Annotated in this window: 17 protein-coding genes; 7 read left to right on the forward strand and 10 right to left on the reverse strand. The window is 73.8% G+C overall.

What is annotated here, in order from left to right; genetic code table 11:
- A complete protein-coding gene (locus AB0G14_RS02850; RefSeq protein ID WP_357693086.1) occupies positions 1-561 on the reverse strand; it encodes an XRE family transcriptional regulator in 561 nt (186 codons plus the stop codon).
- A 66-nt stretch (positions 562-627) separates the two neighbouring features.
- Here AB0G14_RS02850 and AB0G14_RS02855 point away from each other — a divergent pair, with 66 nt between their 5' ends.
- Positions 628-1,509: an AzlC family ABC transporter permease gene (locus tag AB0G14_RS02855; RefSeq protein ID WP_357693088.1), complete on the forward strand. Its 882-nt coding sequence runs from the start codon at positions 628-630 to the stop codon at positions 1,507-1,509.
- Entirely contained in the window at positions 1,503-1,811 is a 309-nt protein-coding gene (locus AB0G14_RS02860; protein ID WP_350707921.1) for an AzlD domain-containing protein, read from the forward strand. The genes AB0G14_RS02855 and AB0G14_RS02860 overlap by 7 nt, the downstream gene beginning before the upstream one ends.
- Positions 1,812-1,882: 71 nt before the next feature.
- On the opposite strand, the gene AB0G14_RS02865 is transcribed toward AB0G14_RS02860, so the two are convergent.
- The 3 genes from AB0G14_RS02865 to nadA form a co-directional block, all read right to left on the reverse strand.
- Entirely contained in the window at positions 1,883-2,491 is a 609-nt protein-coding gene (locus AB0G14_RS02865) for a DUF3043 domain-containing protein (RefSeq protein ID WP_357693090.1), read from the reverse strand.
- 73 nt (positions 2,492-2,564) lie between these two features.
- On the reverse strand, positions 2,565-3,920 hold the full coding sequence (gene murA, locus AB0G14_RS02870; protein ID WP_357693092.1) for a UDP-N-acetylglucosamine 1-carboxyvinyltransferase: 1,356 nt from the start codon (positions 3,918-3,920) through the stop codon (positions 2,565-2,567).
- A gap of 209 nt (positions 3,921-4,129) precedes the next feature.
- Positions 4,130-5,329 carry a quinolinate synthase NadA gene (gene nadA, locus AB0G14_RS02875; RefSeq protein WP_357693094.1) on the reverse strand — a complete coding sequence of 400 codons (1,200 nt, stop codon included), beginning with the start codon at positions 5,327-5,329 and terminating at the stop codon, positions 4,130-4,132.
- Between the two features lie 68 nt (positions 5,330-5,397).
- Between nadA and AB0G14_RS02880 the strand changes: the two genes are divergently transcribed.
- From AB0G14_RS02880 to AB0G14_RS02890, 3 genes are all read left to right on the forward strand, one after another.
- Positions 5,398-6,537 (forward strand): glycerate kinase, encoded by a 1,140-nt coding sequence (locus AB0G14_RS02880; protein ID WP_357693342.1) that lies wholly within the window; start codon positions 5,398-5,400, stop codon positions 6,535-6,537.
- 245 nt (positions 6,538-6,782) lie between these two features.
- Entirely contained in the window at positions 6,783-7,151 is a 369-nt protein-coding gene (gene erpA / locus AB0G14_RS02885; protein WP_357693096.1) for an iron-sulfur cluster insertion protein ErpA, read from the forward strand.
- 170 nt (positions 7,152-7,321) lie between these two features.
- On the forward strand, positions 7,322-8,299 hold the full coding sequence (locus AB0G14_RS02890; RefSeq protein ID WP_357693098.1) for a carbohydrate kinase family protein: 978 nt from the start codon (positions 7,322-7,324) through the stop codon (positions 8,297-8,299).
- Positions 8,300-8,356: 57 nt separating this feature from the next.
- Here AB0G14_RS02890 and AB0G14_RS02895 read toward each other — a convergent pair whose 3' ends face one another.
- Together AB0G14_RS02895 and AB0G14_RS02900 are read right to left on the reverse strand one after the other, a co-directional pair.
- Positions 8,357-8,590 carry a sulfurtransferase TusA family protein gene (locus tag AB0G14_RS02895; protein WP_350682105.1) on the reverse strand — a complete coding sequence of 78 codons (234 nt, stop codon included), beginning with the start codon at positions 8,588-8,590 and terminating at the stop codon, positions 8,357-8,359.
- Entirely contained in the window at positions 8,587-9,738 is a 1,152-nt protein-coding gene (locus AB0G14_RS02900; protein ID WP_357693100.1) for an aminotransferase class V-fold PLP-dependent enzyme, read from the reverse strand. The genes AB0G14_RS02895 and AB0G14_RS02900 overlap by 4 nt, the downstream gene beginning before the upstream one ends.
- Positions 9,739-9,941: 203 nt before the next feature.
- On the opposite strand from AB0G14_RS02900, the gene coxB reads away from it, so the two are divergent.
- Together coxB and AB0G14_RS02910 are read left to right on the forward strand one after the other, a co-directional pair.
- Complete coding sequence (gene coxB / locus AB0G14_RS02905; RefSeq protein ID WP_357693102.1) at positions 9,942-10,913, forward strand: cytochrome c oxidase subunit II; 972 nt, start codon at positions 9,942-9,944, stop codon at positions 10,911-10,913.
- 10 nt (positions 10,914-10,923) lie between these two features.
- Positions 10,924-11,352, forward strand: a complete 429-nt coding sequence (locus AB0G14_RS02910) for a cytochrome c oxidase subunit 4 (RefSeq protein WP_357693104.1) — start codon at positions 10,924-10,926, stop codon at positions 11,350-11,352.
- A 254-nt stretch (positions 11,353-11,606) separates the two neighbouring features.
- Here the strand turns inward: AB0G14_RS02910 and AB0G14_RS02915 are convergent, their stop codons facing one another.
- The 4 genes from AB0G14_RS02915 to AB0G14_RS02930 form a co-directional block, all read right to left on the reverse strand.
- Entirely contained in the window at positions 11,607-11,813 is a 207-nt protein-coding gene (locus AB0G14_RS02915; RefSeq protein WP_357693106.1) for a hypothetical protein, read from the reverse strand.
- A 187-nt stretch (positions 11,814-12,000) separates the two neighbouring features.
- The gene (gene trpD / locus AB0G14_RS02920; protein WP_357693108.1) at positions 12,001-13,047 is read right to left on the reverse strand and encodes an anthranilate phosphoribosyltransferase; all 1,047 of its coding nucleotides are present in this window, start codon (positions 13,045-13,047) and stop codon (positions 12,001-12,003) included.
- Between the two features lie 84 nt (positions 13,048-13,131).
- Entirely contained in the window at positions 13,132-13,527 is a 396-nt protein-coding gene (locus AB0G14_RS02925) for a hypothetical protein (RefSeq protein WP_350682093.1), read from the reverse strand.
- Positions 13,528-13,788: 261 nt separating this feature from the next.
- Positions 13,789-14,733: a cytochrome c oxidase assembly protein gene (locus tag AB0G14_RS02930; protein ID WP_357693111.1), complete on the reverse strand. Its 945-nt coding sequence runs from the start codon at positions 14,731-14,733 to the stop codon at positions 13,789-13,791.
- Positions 14,734-14,755: the final 22 nt, after the last annotated feature.

The following is a 14,755-nucleotide window of genomic DNA, read 5'->3' on the forward strand; positions in this document are numbered from 1 at the left end:
TCAGGGGTGTTCCATCACCAGGACGGCGAAGGTGCCGGGGGTCAGCGCCTCGTAGCGGTGTGGCGTGTCGCCGGGGAAGGTCGCGTAGTCGCCCGGGCCGAGTTCCACCAGGTCGCCCTCCGGCCCGACGCGCAGCCGCCCGGCGCCCACCACGATGTGTTCGACGCTGCGCGGGGTGTGCGACTCGGCCGTGCGTACCGTCCCGGGCTCCAGCTCGAGCAGGTAGACGTCCCGGCGGACGTGGGCGGTGCCCGCGGCGAGCAGCGTCGCGGTGAGGTCGGCGTGCTCGGAGCGGATCCGGGGGCCGTCGCCGGCCCGCACGACGCGGACGGCGGGGGACGGTGGTTCGACCAGCCGGCTGAACGGCACGCCGAGCGCCACCCCGAGTGCCCAGAGGGTCTCCACGCTGGGGTTGCCGACCCCGGATTCCAACTGGGACAGGGTGGACTTGGCGACGCCGGCCCGGCGGGCCAGCTCGGTGAGCGAGATGCCGACGCGGTCGCGCTCGCGGCGGAGCGCGACGGCGATGGAGGCCAGCGGGGGAGACGGTTCGGCGGACATTGTTCGCTCCAGCGTTCCGTTTGTTCGGTTTGACGAACACATGCGGCGCGTTCATCATGATGGACCATGCGTACGGTACAGCGAACGGTCGAGGGCGCGGCAGTGCGCGACGTCGCCGCCATCGGGGCGGCGATGGTCGCGGTCGGCGCCTCGTTCGGCGCGGTGGCGGTGGCCGCCGGCCTGCCGGGCTGGACGGCCGTCGTCATGTCCGTGCTGGTCTACGCCGGCGGCGCGCAGTTCATGGCGGTCGGGCTGGTGGCCACCGGGAGTCCGCTCGCGGCGGTCCTCGCCGGGCTGCTGCTCAACGCCCGGCACCTGCCGTTCGGGCTGGCGCTGGCCGACAGCATCGGCCGCCCGTTGTGGCGCCGGCTGCTCGGCAGCCACCTGATGACCGACGAGGCGACCGCCTTCGCGCTGGCCCGCCCCGCCGGGGGCGCGCGCCGGCGGGCGTTCTGGCTCGCCGGCACCCTGCTCTTCCTGGCCTGGAACGTGGGGACCGTGCTCGGGGTGCTCGCCGGCGGCGTGGTCGGTGACCCCGCCGCGTTCGGCCTGGACGCCGCGTTCCCGGCCGGCCTGATCGCGCTGCTGCTGCCGGCGCTGCGCGACCGCGACACCCGGCGGGTGGCGCTGGCCGGCGCGGTGCTGGCGGTGCTGGCCACCCCGCTGCTGCCGGCCGGGCTGCCGGTGCTGCTGGCACTCGCCGGCCCGGCCGTGCTGGCCGTCGCCGCCGTACGCCGTGGTCGGCGGGCCGCGAACGCGGGCGGCGGCCACCCGCCGGTCGCGGGCGGCGGCCACCCGCCGAACGCGCCGGTCGCGGGCGGCGGAACGGTCCCGGGGACCGCCGCCGAGCCGCCGGGCGGGGTGGGGGAGCCGGTGCGTGCGGGGGAGCGGACGCCGCCGCGGGGCGGGTCCGTGCCGGTCGGCCGGACGGGGGAGGGGTCGTGCTGATCGCCGTGATCGTGGCGCTGGCCGCCGGGACGTACGGCTTCCGGGTCGCCGGGGTGCTGCTGCGCGACCGGCTCGACCTGCCGGAGTGGTCCCGGCGGCTGCTGCCGGTCGGCGCCGCCGCCCTGCTGGCCGCGCTGGGCGCCACCGCCGCGCTGACCGAGGCCGGCCGGTTCGCCGGCTGGGCCCGGCCGCTGGGCGTGCTGGTCGGCGTGCTGCTGGCCTGGCGGCGGGCGCCGTTCGTGCTGGTGGTGCTCGCCGCCGCCGGCACCACCGCGCTGCTCCGCCTGCTCGGCGTGCCGTAGGCCCCACCCCGGTCCGCTGACGACGAACGGCCCCTCGCCGCGGTGCGGGAGGGGCCGTCGGTGCGGCGGGGTCAGACCGGGTCGCCGATGTTGACCCGGGGCTCGGGCGCGCGCATCCGGCGGAAGGTGATCGACCGCATGATGGCGTAGAGGTAGAGCGAGCCCATCCGCTGCCCGGTGTTCGGGAAGCGCTCCCGGACCAGCTTGCGGATCTTGCGGGAGATCAGGAACGAGTCGACCACCACACCCAGCGCGAGCGCGCCCCAGAGGATGTTGGAGACCAGGCGGACGATCGGGGGCATCGCCGCGTTCGAGCCGATCAGCACGATCAGCGCGCCGCCGAAGAACCAGGTGCCGACCGTACGCCGGGAGTCGACCACGTTGCGGGCGAGCAGCCGCTCGGGGCCGCGGTCACGGGGCCCACCCTCGCGGCGGAACTCCGCCGCCGACTCCGCGCGCAGCTGGCGCCGGCGCTCCCGCGCCTCCTCCTTGGTCAGCGGCTTGGTGGCCGCGGCCGGTCGGCGGCCGGCGCTGGGCCGCTTCGGCGTGACCTTGCCCAGCTCCTTCTTGCTCGGGGTGTAGCCCCGGGGCTGGGCGGACGAGGACTCCTCGTCGGGCGTCACCGGGGTGACGGCCTCGTCGACGAGGTCGGTGGACTTGCGGCGAAACAGCGACGGCACGCGGAAAGGGTAGCCAAACGACGGCGCCCGGTGCACATCGCGGTGCACCGGGCGCGGTCGGGAGTGGCCGACGTTACGGACGCTCGACGTGCGCGCCGAGGTCGGCGAGCTTCGCCTCGAAGTCCTCGTAGCCCCGGTTGATCAGGTCGACGCCGTAGACCCGGGAGGTGCCCTCGGCCGCCAGCGCGGCGATCAGGTGGCTGAAACCGGCCCGCAGGTCAGGGATGACCAGGTCGGCGGCGTGCAGCTTGCTCGGCCCCGCGATCACCGCGGAGTGCTTGAAGTTGCGCCGGCCGAAGCGGCACGGGGTGCCGCCCAGGCAGTCCCGGTAGACCTGGATGTTCGCGCCCATCGAGTTCAGCGCCTCGGTGTAGCCCAGCCGCTGCTCGTAGACCGTCTCGTGGACGATGGACAGGCCCCGGGCCTGGGTGAGCGCCACCACCAGGGGCTGCTGCCAGTCGGTCATGAAGCCCGGGTGCACGTCGGTCTCCAGGGCCACCGACCTCAGCTCGCCGCCCGGGTGCCAGAACCGGATGCCGCCCTCCTGGCCGGGGTCGCCCAGCTTCGGCGGCCGGGCGTCGGTGACCTCGTACTCGCCGCCGACCGAGCGGAAGATGTTCAGGAACGTCATCATGTCGGCCTGCTGCGCGCCGAGGACCTCGACGTGGCCGCGGGTCGCCAGCGCCGCCGCGGCCCAGCTCGCCGCCTCGATCCGGTCCGGGATCGGCCGGTGCGTGTAGCCGTGCAGCTTCGGCACGCCCTGGATCTCGATCACCCGGTCGGTGTGCACCTTGATGATCGCGCCCATCTTCTGCAGGACGCAGATCAGGTCGATGATCTCCGGCTCCACCGCCGCGTTGCGCAGCTCGGTGACGCCCTCGGCCATCACCGCCGTCAGCAGCACCTGCTCGGTCGCCCCGACGCTCGGGTACGGCAGCGAGAACTTGGTGCCGTGCAGCCCGTTCGGCGCCGACAGGTGCAGGCCCTCCGGGGTCTTCTCGACCGTCGCCCCGAACTCGCGCAGCGCCTGGAGGTGGAAGTCGATCGGGCGCGGCCCGATGTGGCAGCCGCCCAGGTCCGGGATGAAGGCGTGGCCGAGGCGGTGCAGCAGCGGCCCGCAGAACAGGATCGGGATCCGGCTGGAGCCCGCGTGCACGTTGATCTGGTCCGTGCTCGCGCTCTCCACGTTCGCGGGGTCGAAGACGAGCTCGCCGTCCTCCTCGCCGTCGGTGACCTTCACGCCGTGCAGGCCGAGCAGGCCCCGGACCACCTCGACGTCACGGATCTTCGGCACGTCGAACAGTCGGCTCGGGCTGTCGCCGAGCAGAGCGGCGACCATCGCCTTCGAGACCAGGTTCTTCGCGCCGCGCACGCGGATCCGCCCTTCCAGCGGAGTACCTCCGTGTACGACCAGGACGTCGTCGGTCAACGCAACCTCCAGCGCGTCGGTGCTGCCGTGTTGATGGTGGGCTCGCGATGTCTTCGCTACCCGGAATGCGGTCATGTCGAAACGGCCGCGTGAGTCGTCGCCCCGGCAGCATAGCCCTCCGTGACGTAAATGGACCCGGTCAGATCGCCCCTGAGGGTACTAATCGGTGATCGGGCCCATTTCCGTACCAGTGGTGCTACCGAGCGTGATCAGCTCGCCGCGGGCGGCGGGGTGTCGGCCCCGGGCAGGGCGAGCATCTGGTCCAGCGCCACCCGGGCGTGGTGCGCGGTGTCCGGGTCGACCGTGATCTGGTTGACCACCCGGCCGGCCACCAGCTCCTCCAGCGCCCAGACCAGGTGGGGCAGGTCGATCCGGTTCATGGTCGAGCAGTAGCAGACCGCCTTGTCCAGGAACATGATCTGCTTGTCGGGGTGGGCCAGCGCGAGCCGGCGGACCAGGTTCAGCTCGGTGCCGACCGCCCACGCCGAGCCGGCCGGGGCCGCCTCGATGGCCTTGATGATGTACTCCGTCGAGCCGACGAAGTCGGCGGCGGTGACCACCTCGTGCCGGCACTCCGGGTGGACCAGCACGTTCACCCCCGGCACCCGCTCCCGCACGTCCTTCACGCTGTCGAGGGTGAACCGGCCGTGCACCGAGCAGTGCCCCCGCCAGAGGATCATCTTCGCGTCGCGCAGCTGCTCCGGGGTGAGCCCGCCGTTCGGCTTGTGCGGGTCGTAGAGCACGCAGTCGTCCAGCGAGAGGCCCATCTCCAGCACGGCCGTGTTGCGGCCCAGGTGCTGGTCGGGCAGGAAGAGCACCTTCGAACCCTGCTGGTACGCCCAGTCCAGCGCCCGCTTCGCGTTCGACGAGGTGCAGACCACGCCGCCGTTACGGCCGACGAAGCCCTTGATGTCCGCCGAGGAGTTCATGTAGGTGACCGGGACGGTCTGCTCCGCGATGCCCAGGTCGGTCAGCACGTCCCAGGCCGTCTCGACCTGCGACAGCACCGCCATGTCCGCCATCGAGCAGCCGGCGGCCAGATCCGGCAGGACGACCTTCTGCGCGTCCGAGGTGAGGATGTCGGCGCTCTCGGCCATGAAGTGCACGCCGCAGAAGACGATGTACTCCGCGTCGGGGCGGGCCGCCGCCTCGCGCGCCAGCTTGAACGAGTCGCCGGTGACGTCGGCGAACTGGATCACCTCGTCGCGCTGGTAGTGGTGCCCCAGCACGAAGACCTTGCTGCCCAGCTCTGCCTTCGCCGCCGCCGCCCGGGCCACCAGGTCCGGGTCGCTGGGCGCCGGAAGGTCGCCCGGACACTCGACGCCCCGCTCGGTGGCGGGGTCGCTGCCCCGGCCGAGCAGCAGCAGGGCCGTTGCGGTGTTGGAGGGTTCCACCCAGGTCGAAGTCACGTACCCCATGGTCCCACAGGGTGGCCTGAGCGCAGCCTCCACCGGTGTGGGCTGCCACACTGCTCGGCATGCGCGTGCTGCTCTGCCCGGACAAGTTCGCCGGCACCCTGTCGGCCCCGGAGGTCGCCGACGCCGTGGTCGCCGGCTGGCGCGAGGTGGCTCCCGGCGACGACCTGCTCGTCCGGCCGCTGTCCGACGGTGGGCCGGGCTTCCTCGACGTGCTCGGCGACGCGCTCGGCGGGCGCCGGATCCCGGTGCCGACCGTCGACCCGCTGGGCCGCCCGGTGGCCGGTGAGATCCTGCTCACCGCCGGCGGGACGACCGCCTGGCTGGAGAGCGCCCAGGCGTGCGGGCTGCACCTGCTCGACGCGGGCGAGCGCGACCCGAAGACCACCACCTCGTACGGCCTGGGGGTGCTGGTCGCCGCCGCGGTGGAGGCCGGCGCCCGCACGGTGGTGATCGGCCTGGGCGGCTCCGGCACCAACGACGGCGGCGCGGGGATGCTCACCGCGCTCGGCGTGACCCCGCTGGACGACGCGGGCCGGGCGCTGCCGTACGGCGGCGCGGCGCTGGCCGCCGCCGTCGCGCTCGACGGGGCGCCCCGGCTGCGCGACGCCCGGCTGGTGGCCGCCACCGACGTGGACAACCCGCTGCTCGGCCTGCACGGGGCGAGTAACGTGTTCGGCCCGCAGAAGGGCGCCGACCGGGCGGACGTGCTGCTGCTCGACGCGGCGCTGGAGCGCTTCGCCGCCGTGCTGGAGCGGGACCTGCCCGGCTGCCCCGACCGGCTGGGCGCCCTGCCCGGCGGCGGCGCGGCCGGGGGCCTCGGCGCGGCCGTCCTGGCGCTGGGCGGGCACTGCGAGTCGGGCATCGGCCTGGTCACCCGGGCGATCGGGCTGGACGACGCCCTGGACGCCGTCGACCTGGTGGTCACCGGGGAGGGCTCGTTCGACCACCAGTCGCTGCGCGGCAAGGTGGTGGCCGGGGTGGCCGGCGCCGCCCGGGACCGGGGCCTGCCCTGCGTGGTGCTGGCCGGCCAGGTGAGCACCGGCCGGCGGGAGGCGGGCGCGGCCGGGGTGACCGACGCGTACAGCCTGGTGGAGCACTTCGGGGGCGAGGAGCGCGGCGGGCTGGCCGCCGCGCTGGAGCGCCCGGCCGAGGGGCTGCGGGCGCTCGGCGCCAAGCTGGCCCGGCAGTGGAGCCGCTGACCGGCCCGCGGGCGTGACCTGGCCGACGGGCCCGTGCGCGCCCCGTGCGGTGGCGCGCGGCCGGGAGCCGCTCGCCCGCCGCCCGATCGGGTCCGTCGGCGCGCCGGCTGCGGCGGCCCGTGTCACGGCGGCGGGTGAGGCCGGTCGCAGCGGCGTACCATCGGATCTGGACCACACCGGGAATGGCTGGGCGACGTGAGATGTTGGCCAGTGCGTCCGGACCCAACCGCGCAGGGAGATTTCACGTGACCACGCCAGCGCAGACCGAGTCGACCGAGGCCAAGGCCCCCACGTCCGTCGTCCTCACCGACGTCGCGGCGCAGAAGGTCAAGGCCCTGATCGAGCAGGAGGGCCGCGAAGACCTGCGGCTCCGGGTCGCCGTGCAGCCGGGTGGCTGCTCCGGCCTGCGGTACCAGCTCTTCTTCGACGAGCGCTCGCTCGACGGTGACGTCGTCACCGACTTCGACGGCGTCGAGGTCGTCGTCGACCGGATGAGCGCCCCCTACCTGGCCGGCGCCACCATCGACTTCGCCGACCGCATCGACGCCCAGGGCTTCACCATCGACAACCCCAACGCGGGCAACTCCTGCGCCTGCGGCGACTCGTTCAGCTGAGCCCACCTCCGCTCGCGACCAGCGGGGCCGTCCCTTCGGGGCGGCCCCGCTGCCGCGTTCGGGCCCGGTAGCGCAGCCGAGAAGATGACCGAGGCCGGACCGACGGGTCATCCTGAGGGGGCCGGACCGGTAGGCTGACCGGCGCCCTGCTCCCGACCCCGAGGGTTGACATGAAGATCGCCGTGACCGGCTCGATCGCCACCGACCACCTGATGAGCTTCCCCGGCCGCTTCGCCGACCAGTTCATCGCCGACCAGCTGCACAAGGTGTCGCTCTCCTTCCTGGTGGACGACCTGGTGCTGCGTCGCGGCGGCGTGGCGGCGAACATCGCCTTCGGCATGGGACAGCTCGGCCTGCGCCCGGTGCTGGTCGGCGCGGTCGGCGCGGACTTCGCCGACTACCGCTCCTGGCTGGAGCGGCACGGGGTCGACTGCGGCTCGGTGCACGTCAGCGAGGTGGCGCACACCGCCCGGTTCGTCTGCACCACGGACACCGACATGTGCCAGATCGCCTCGTTCTACGCCGGCGCGATGAGCGAGGCCCGCAACATCGAGCTGGAGCCGGTGGCGCGCCGCCTCGACGGGCTGGACCTGGTCCTGGTCGGTGCGAACGACCCGGCGGCGATGCTGCGGCACTCCGCCGAGTGCCGGGAGCGGGGATACTCCTTCGCCGCCGACCCGTCCCAGCAGCTCGCCCGGATGGACGGCGAGGACGTCGTCGCGCTGATCGAGGGCGCCGACTACCTGATGACCAACGACTACGAGAAGTCGCTGCTGCAGAGCAAGGCCGGGCTGAGCGACGCGCAGCTGCTCGACCGGGTCAAGGTCCGGGTCACCACGCTGGGCAAGCACGGCGTGGAGATCGCCGGGCGCGACATCGACCCGATCCACGTGCCGATCGCTCGGGAGATCCGGGCGGTCGACCCCACCGGGGTCGGCGACGGCTTCCGGGCCGGCTTCTTCACCGCGCTGTCCTGGGGCCTCGGGCTGGAGCGGGCCGCCCAGGTAGGCTCCCTGCTCGCCACGCTGGTGCTGGAGACCGTGGGCACGCAGGAGTACGAGGTCCGCCGCGACCTGTTCGTCAAGCGGATGGCCGAGTCGTACGGCGACGTGGCCGCCGAGGACGTCCGACCGCACCTGTTGCCGTGACTCACTCGGTGTCGGGAAGGGCCTTCCGCGTCGGCCGGGTGCCCTTCCTGACACCTCTCAGTGGAGGCGGCGGACGTCGAAGGCGGGGCCGTCGGGGCCGGTGACCGTGCCGAGGAACTCGTGGCCGCGCATCCGGCACCAGGCCGGGATGTCCACCGCCGCCGCCGGGTCGTCGGCCAGCACCCGCACCACCGTGCCGACGGGCAGCTCGGGCAGCCGCCGGGCCACCGCGATCACGGGCAGCGGGCAGCGCTGACCACGACAGTCGAGGATCTCCGCCGGCGCCGTCACAGCCCCACCACCCCCGCCTCGGCGCGCAGCCGCGCCACGACCTCGGGCAACTCGGCGAGGAACCGTTCCACGTCCGTCTCCGTCGTCTCCCGGTGCAGCGAGACCCGCACGTTGCCGTGCGAGAGCACCCCCATCGCCTCCAGCACGTGCGACGGGCGCAGCGTGGAGGAGGTGCAGGAGGAGCCGGAGGAGACGGCGAACCCGCGCCGGTCCAGCGCGTGCAGCAGGGCCTCGCCGTCGACGTACAGGCAGGAGAACGTCACCAGGTGCGGGAGGCGGTCGTCGGGATCACCCACCACCTCCACGTCGGGCACCTCCGCCGCCACCCGGGCCCGGATCCGGTCCACCAGCGGCGCCAGCCGGGCCGCCTCGGCCGCCGCGTCGGCCGCCGCCGCGCGCAGGCTCGCCGCCGCCGCGACCACCGCCGGCAGGTTGAGCGTTCCCGGCGTACGCCCGGACTCCCGCTCGTCGGCCGGCCAGGGCGACTCCCACCGGGTGCCCTTGCGCACCACCAGCAGCCCCACCCCGGGCGGGCCGCCCCACTTGTGCGCGCTGGCGGTCAGCACCGACCAGCCCGCCGGCACGGGCGCCCGGCCGACCACCTGGGCGGCGTCCACGAACAGCGGCACCCCGGCCTCGGCGCACTCCCGCGCGGCCTCGGCGACCGGTTGGCGCGTGCCGACCTCGTGGCTGGCGGCGATCAGCGCGGCCAGCGCCACGCCCGGTGCCCGCACCGCCGCCGACCAGCCGTCCAGGTCCAGCCGGCCCCGCCGGTCCACCGGCACCGACGTCGCCGTGCCGCCCGCCGCGACGTGCTGCTCGGCGGCGTGCAGCACCGCCGAGTGCTCGATCGCGGAGTGCACCAGGGCCGGGCCGACCCGCCGCCGGCCGGCCAGGCCGCCGAGCACGGCGGCGTGCGCGGCCGTCGTACCGCTGGGGGTGAAGGAGATCTCGTCGGCGCGCACGCCGAGCGTCTGCGCGGTGGCCTCGCGGGCGGCGTCGAGCAGTTGGCGGGCGCGGCGGGCCTGGGTGTAGAGCCGGCCGGGGTCGGCCCAACCGTCGTCGAGGGCGGCCAGCAGCGCCTGTCGGGCGACCGGGTGCAGCGGCGCGGCGGTGGCCGCGTCCAGGTAGACCGGGGAAGCGCTCACGGAAGCCAACGCTATCGCGCCGGCACGCCCAAGATCCCCCCGATGGGGGCGGAGAGTGACCCCAAGACGGTCGAGCCCGTCATGGTCGAGTAATCTGCGACCGTCGGTGACGCCTTTGCCGCCGGTGTTGTCGCTCCGCTCCGGCGGAGGCCGGCAGAACAGAACAGAACAGACACCGCGGCGCGCTAGGGAGGCAGGACCAGGTGGTCGCAAGGAGTTCGGAGGTACGGCCGTCGGCCGTACGGCACAGCGCTTCCCCAGGAGCCGGTGGGCGCCGGGGGCGTGGTGCTGGTCGGATCGCCGGGCTCGGTCTCGGCGGGGCGGCGCTGCTGGTCCTGCTCACGGGCTGCGACGTCGGCGCCGCGTTCGGCGGCTTCGGCTGGCCGCAGGGCGGCATCTCGCCCGAGTCCCACCGGATGTACGACCTGTGGATCGCCTCGTGCGTCGCGGCGCTCGCGGTCGGCGTGTTCGTGTGGGGCCTGATCTTCTGGTGCATCGTGCGCTACCGCAAGCGGGGCAACGAGCTGCCGGTGCAGACCCGTTACAACATGCCGATGGAGTTCCTCTACACCATCGCGCCGATCCTGATCGTCTCCGTGCTCTTCTACTACACGGCGGTCGTGCAGACCGACGTGGTGCGGACGACCAAGAACCCCGACGTCACGGTCGAGGTGGTCGCGTTCAAGTGGAACTGGCAGTTCAACTACCGCGACGGCCAGGGCAAGGACGCCAACACCGTCGCCTCGGTGCTCGGCACCAGCGAGGTCATCCCGATCCTGGTGCTCCCGACCGACCGGTCCATCCGGTTCGAGGAGACCAGCCGCGACGTCATCCACTCCTTCTGGGTGCCGGAGCTGCTGTTCAAGCGGGACGTCATGCCGGGCAAGATCCGCAACGTGTTCGAGGTCTCCAAGCTCGACACCGAGGGCGCCTTCGTCGGCCGCTGTGCCGAGCTGTGCGGCAGCTACCACGCGTTCATGAACTTCGAGCTGCGGGTCGTCTCGCCGGAGAAGTACGACCAGTTCCTGGCGGCCAAGCGGGACGGCAAGTCCACGCAGGAGGCCCTGACGGCCATCGGCGAGGAGCCGTACGCGCAGAAGACGCGGCCGTTCGAGACCCGTCGCACCGAGGCCAACTTCAACCCGGACAGCGCGCCGGCCGGTACGGGAAGCTGAGGGGGCTGGCATGAAGACCGAGTGGCGCATCTTCCTGGTCATCGCCGGGTTCCTGCTCTTCGCCACCGCCCTCTACGGGGGCTGGACCGCCGCCGACTCCGGTGGCCACGTCGAGTGGGTCGGCACGATCGCACTGCTGCTGAGCTTCCTGCTCTGCGCGATGTGTGGCGGCTTCTTCTGGTTCGTCTCGCGCCGGATCGACCTGCGGCCGGAGGACCGGCCGGACGGTGAGATCGCCGACGGCGCGGGCGAGGTCGGCTTCTTCAGCCCGGGCAGCTACTGGCCGTTCGGCCTGGCGCTGGCCGCCGCGCTCACCGGCTTCGGCCTCGTGTTCTGGCAGTTCTGGCTGCTGGGCGTCGGTGCCGTGGCGGTCATCTTCGCGGCCTGCGGCCTGCTGTTCGAGTACTACAGCGGCACCCGGCGCACCGCCGAGCACTGAGCCGGCGGCCGACGACGGCCCCCTGCACGTGACGAAGGCCCGCCTCCCCTCGGGGAGGCGGGCCTTCGTGCCGTGATCGCCGACGTGCGGGGCGGCCGAGGACCGGCCGGGCGTGCGCCGCGCCGCCGGTCGGGGCGGTGGTGCCGGCGCGGGCCGCGTCAGGCGGCGCGGCGGGGCTCAGGCGGCGCGGTGGCGACGGTCCAGGCGGTGCGCGGACCGGGTCGGGTGGCGATGGCGCAGGCGGCGCGGAGGGGTCAGGCGGCGCGGCGGTGGGGCGACGGCTGGCGGTGCCGCGGCGCCAGGCGCGGGGCCCGGAAGGTGAACGTGGCGACGAGCACCGCCTCGCCGCAGCCCGTGCAGGCCAGCTCGGGGCAGTCGACGCCGTGGCCGTCGACGCACGGCGGCGTCACGAACGGCTGAACGCCCTCGCAGGTGGCGCAGTAGAGCTCGCGCTCCGACACGGGCGTCTCCTCTCGCTCCGATCCCGTCGGGGCGCACGGCGGAACTGCCGCGCCGCACGACGCACGACGGGTGTGCTGTGGTGAACAGCGCATGTTGGAAGTGGAAAACTATTCAGTTGTAGTTTCCCACGGGGGTCCGACAACTTCCGCACGCCCACCCGGCGCCGCCGGGGTGGCCGCCGGCGGGTTAGTCGGCGCGGGCGGCCTCGATCCAGCGGTCCAGGACGCGGGCGGCGGCCCCGGAGTCGACGGACTCGGCGGCCCGGTCCATCCCGGCGCGCAACGCCTCGGTGAGGTCGCCGTCGAGCGGACCCTGGGTGGCCAGCGCCGCCGCCGCGTTGACCAGGACGGCGTCGCGCACCGGGCCGGTCTCGCCGGCCAGTAGCCGGCGCACCACGTCGGCGTTGTAAGCGGCGTCTCCGCCCCGCAGGTCGGCCAGGGTGGCCCTGGGCACCCCGAGGTCGGTCGCGTCCAGCAGCGCCTCCCTGACCGTGCCTGCCTGGATGGCCCAGACGCGGGTCGGCGCGGCGGTGGTGAACTCGTCCAGCCCGTCCTCGCCGCGCATCACCAGAGCCGAGTCGCCCCGGGCGGCGAAGACGCCCGCCATCACCGGGGCCATCCGGAGGTCGAAGCAGCCGACCGCGGCGGCCCGCGGCCGGGCCGGGTTGGTCAGCGGGCCGAGGAAGTTGAAGAAGGTGGGCACGCCCATCTCCCGGCGTACCGGGCCGGCGTGGCGCATGCCGGGGTGGTACCGGGCCGCGAAGCAGAAGCCGATGCCGGCCTCCGCGACGCACCGGGCCACCCCCTCCGGCCCCAGGTCCAGCGGCACGCCGAGGAACTCCAGCACGTCCGCGGTGCCGCAGGAGGAGGACGCCGCCCGGTTGCCGTGCTTGACCACCCGGACCCCGGCGCCGGCCACCACCAGGGAGGCCATGGTGGAGATGTTGACCGTGTGCGCGAGATCACCGCCGGTGCCGACCACGTCGAGGGCGGTGTCCCGCAGCGCCTCGGGCAGCTCGACCGCGACCGCCCGCCCGAGCATCGCCTCCACCAGGCCGGCCAGCTCGGCCGAGGTCTCGCCCTTGGCGCGCAGCGCGACGGCGAAGCCCGCGATCTGTGCCGGGGCGGCCGCCCCGGACATGATCTCGCCCATCGCCCAGGCGGTGTCGGCGGTGGAGAGCTCCTCCCCGCGCAGCAGCGCGGCGAGCAGGTGCGGCCAGGTCCGATCGCCCATGGCGGGCCTCCCGAGCGTGCGAAGCGGGTGGGATGGAACCGGCGCCGGGTGGTCCGGCGCCGAGACGGGCCGGAGCGGGGGACGTCAGGCGGGGGCGTGCGTCCGCAGCAGCTCGGCCACCGTGGTGCCGGTGGTCACCGGGTCGAGCGGGTGCACCAGGGTGGCGTCGACCTCGGCGTAGGCCGCGAGCCATCGGTCGGCGGCGCGGGCGATCACCACGCAGGTCGGGGGAGCGTCGTCCCGGTCGTCCTTGATCTGCCGGGCGATGCCGATGCCGCCGCCCGGGGTCGCCTCGCCGTCGAGCAGCAGCAGGTCGATCTCGTAGTCGTCGACGAGCCGGACGCACTCCGCGTAGGTGGACGCGTCGACGAACTCGATCCGCAGACCGGGCGCGGGACGCGTGCCGACGGCGAGCCGCATCCGGTCACGGACCTGCGGGTCGTCGCTGTAGAGCAGGACGGTGCAAAGACGATCACTCATGCCGACACTCCGCTTCGCCGAACGGTCCGAGTCCACGCCGCGCCGGTGGATCCCACAGCGTCACCACGGCCTCGGCCGGGGATCGGGCTGTGAGCGGTGCCGTCATGAGGCACCGTCGCACTGCGCTTGGTGATTCGCTCACTGCGCTCACTCATTGGCTGGACAGGCTCCCACCTCGTAGCTGCCGGCTGATCCTACCCGTCGGTGTGAGGTGCGTGACGTCCGCCCGTCGGCGGCGCCGGGGCGTACCGTCGGCGCAGGTCAGGCGGCGGACTCCGCGGCGCGCTGACGGGCCTCCTGGCGGTCCAGGTCGCGGTCGATCCGGCGGGCCTCCCGCTCGGCGTGGCGCATCCACTGCACGACCAGCACGGCCAGCATCGTGACGCTGACGAACTCGCCGCCGGCCCAGAGGATGCCGCCGGCGACCACCTGGTCCTCCCAGGGGTCGGACCAGGTCAGCCCGAGCGACGGGTACCAGTCGCCGCCGAAGAGCGTGGTGCTCTGCATGATGGTGAGCCCGAGCACCGTGTGGAACGGCACGGAGAGCAGCATCAGCAGCGCCCGGCCCGGGTACGGCCAGCGCCCCGGCAGCGGGTCGAGGCCGAGCAGCGGCCAGAAGAACACGCAGCCGGTCATGATGAAGTGCGCGTGCACGACCTCGTGCGCCCACGCGTGCTCGAGGGTGTAGCGGTACAGGTCGGTGAAGTAGAGCGCGAACGGGTTGACCACGAAGATGGTGAACGCCACCAGCGGGTAGCTGTAGACCCGCGCGACCCGGCTGTGCACGATCGCCAGCAGCCGCTTGCGCGGCCGCAGCGGCAGGGTACGCAGGGCCAGCGTCACCGGCGCGCCCAGCGCGAGGAAGATCGGCGAGATCATGGAGAGCACCATGTGCTGGACCATGTGCACCGACAGCAGCGCCGTGTCGTACGCGTGCAAACCGCTGACGGTGACCGCCGCGATCCCGCCGAGGCCGGGGCCGAGGAAGAACACCGTCCGGGCCACCGGCCACCGGTCCCCCCGGAGCCGGAGCCGGTGCACCCCGTAGAGGTAGATGCCGGCGGCCAGCACCAGGCCGACGGCCAGCCAACTGTCCAGCCGGGTCTCGGTGAACACGGAGGTGACGGTGAACGGCGGCGGGGTGGCCGCGGTCACCGCGGGCGCGGCGGCCGAGGTTGCGGTGAAGATCGGATCGACGTGCAGCACGCTTTTCAGCCTAGGTCAGGCG

Origin of the sequence: Micromonospora sp. NPDC023814, assembly GCF_040639595.1 — a bacterium.
In the GTDB taxonomy this organism is placed as follows: Bacteria; Actinomycetota; Actinomycetes; order Mycobacteriales; family Micromonosporaceae; genus Micromonospora.

Excerpts from the sequence above, each read along its gene's own strand:
- AB0G14_RS02850 (WP_357693086.1), bottom strand. The coding sequence starts at position 561 with ATGTCCGCCGAACCGTCTCCCCCGCTGGCCTCCATCGCCGTCGCGCTC.
- AB0G14_RS02855 (WP_357693088.1), top strand. The coding sequence starts at position 628 with ATGCGTACGGTACAGCGAACGGTCGAGGGCGCGGCAGTGCGCGACGTC.
- AB0G14_RS02880 (WP_357693342.1), top strand. The coding sequence starts at position 5,398 with ATGCGCGTGCTGCTCTGCCCGGACAAGTTCGCCGGCACCCTGTCGGCC.
- AB0G14_RS02890 (WP_357693098.1), top strand. The coding sequence starts at position 7,322 with ATGAAGATCGCCGTGACCGGCTCGATCGCCACCGACCACCTGATGAGC.
- AB0G14_RS02910 (WP_357693104.1), top strand. The coding sequence starts at position 10,924 with ATGAAGACCGAGTGGCGCATCTTCCTGGTCATCGCCGGGTTCCTGCTC.
- trpD (WP_357693108.1), bottom strand. The coding sequence starts at position 13,047 with ATGGGCGATCGGACCTGGCCGCACCTGCTCGCCGCGCTGCTGCGCGGG.
- AB0G14_RS02925 (WP_350682093.1), bottom strand. The coding sequence starts at position 13,527 with ATGAGTGATCGTCTTTGCACCGTCCTGCTCTACAGCGACGACCCGCAG.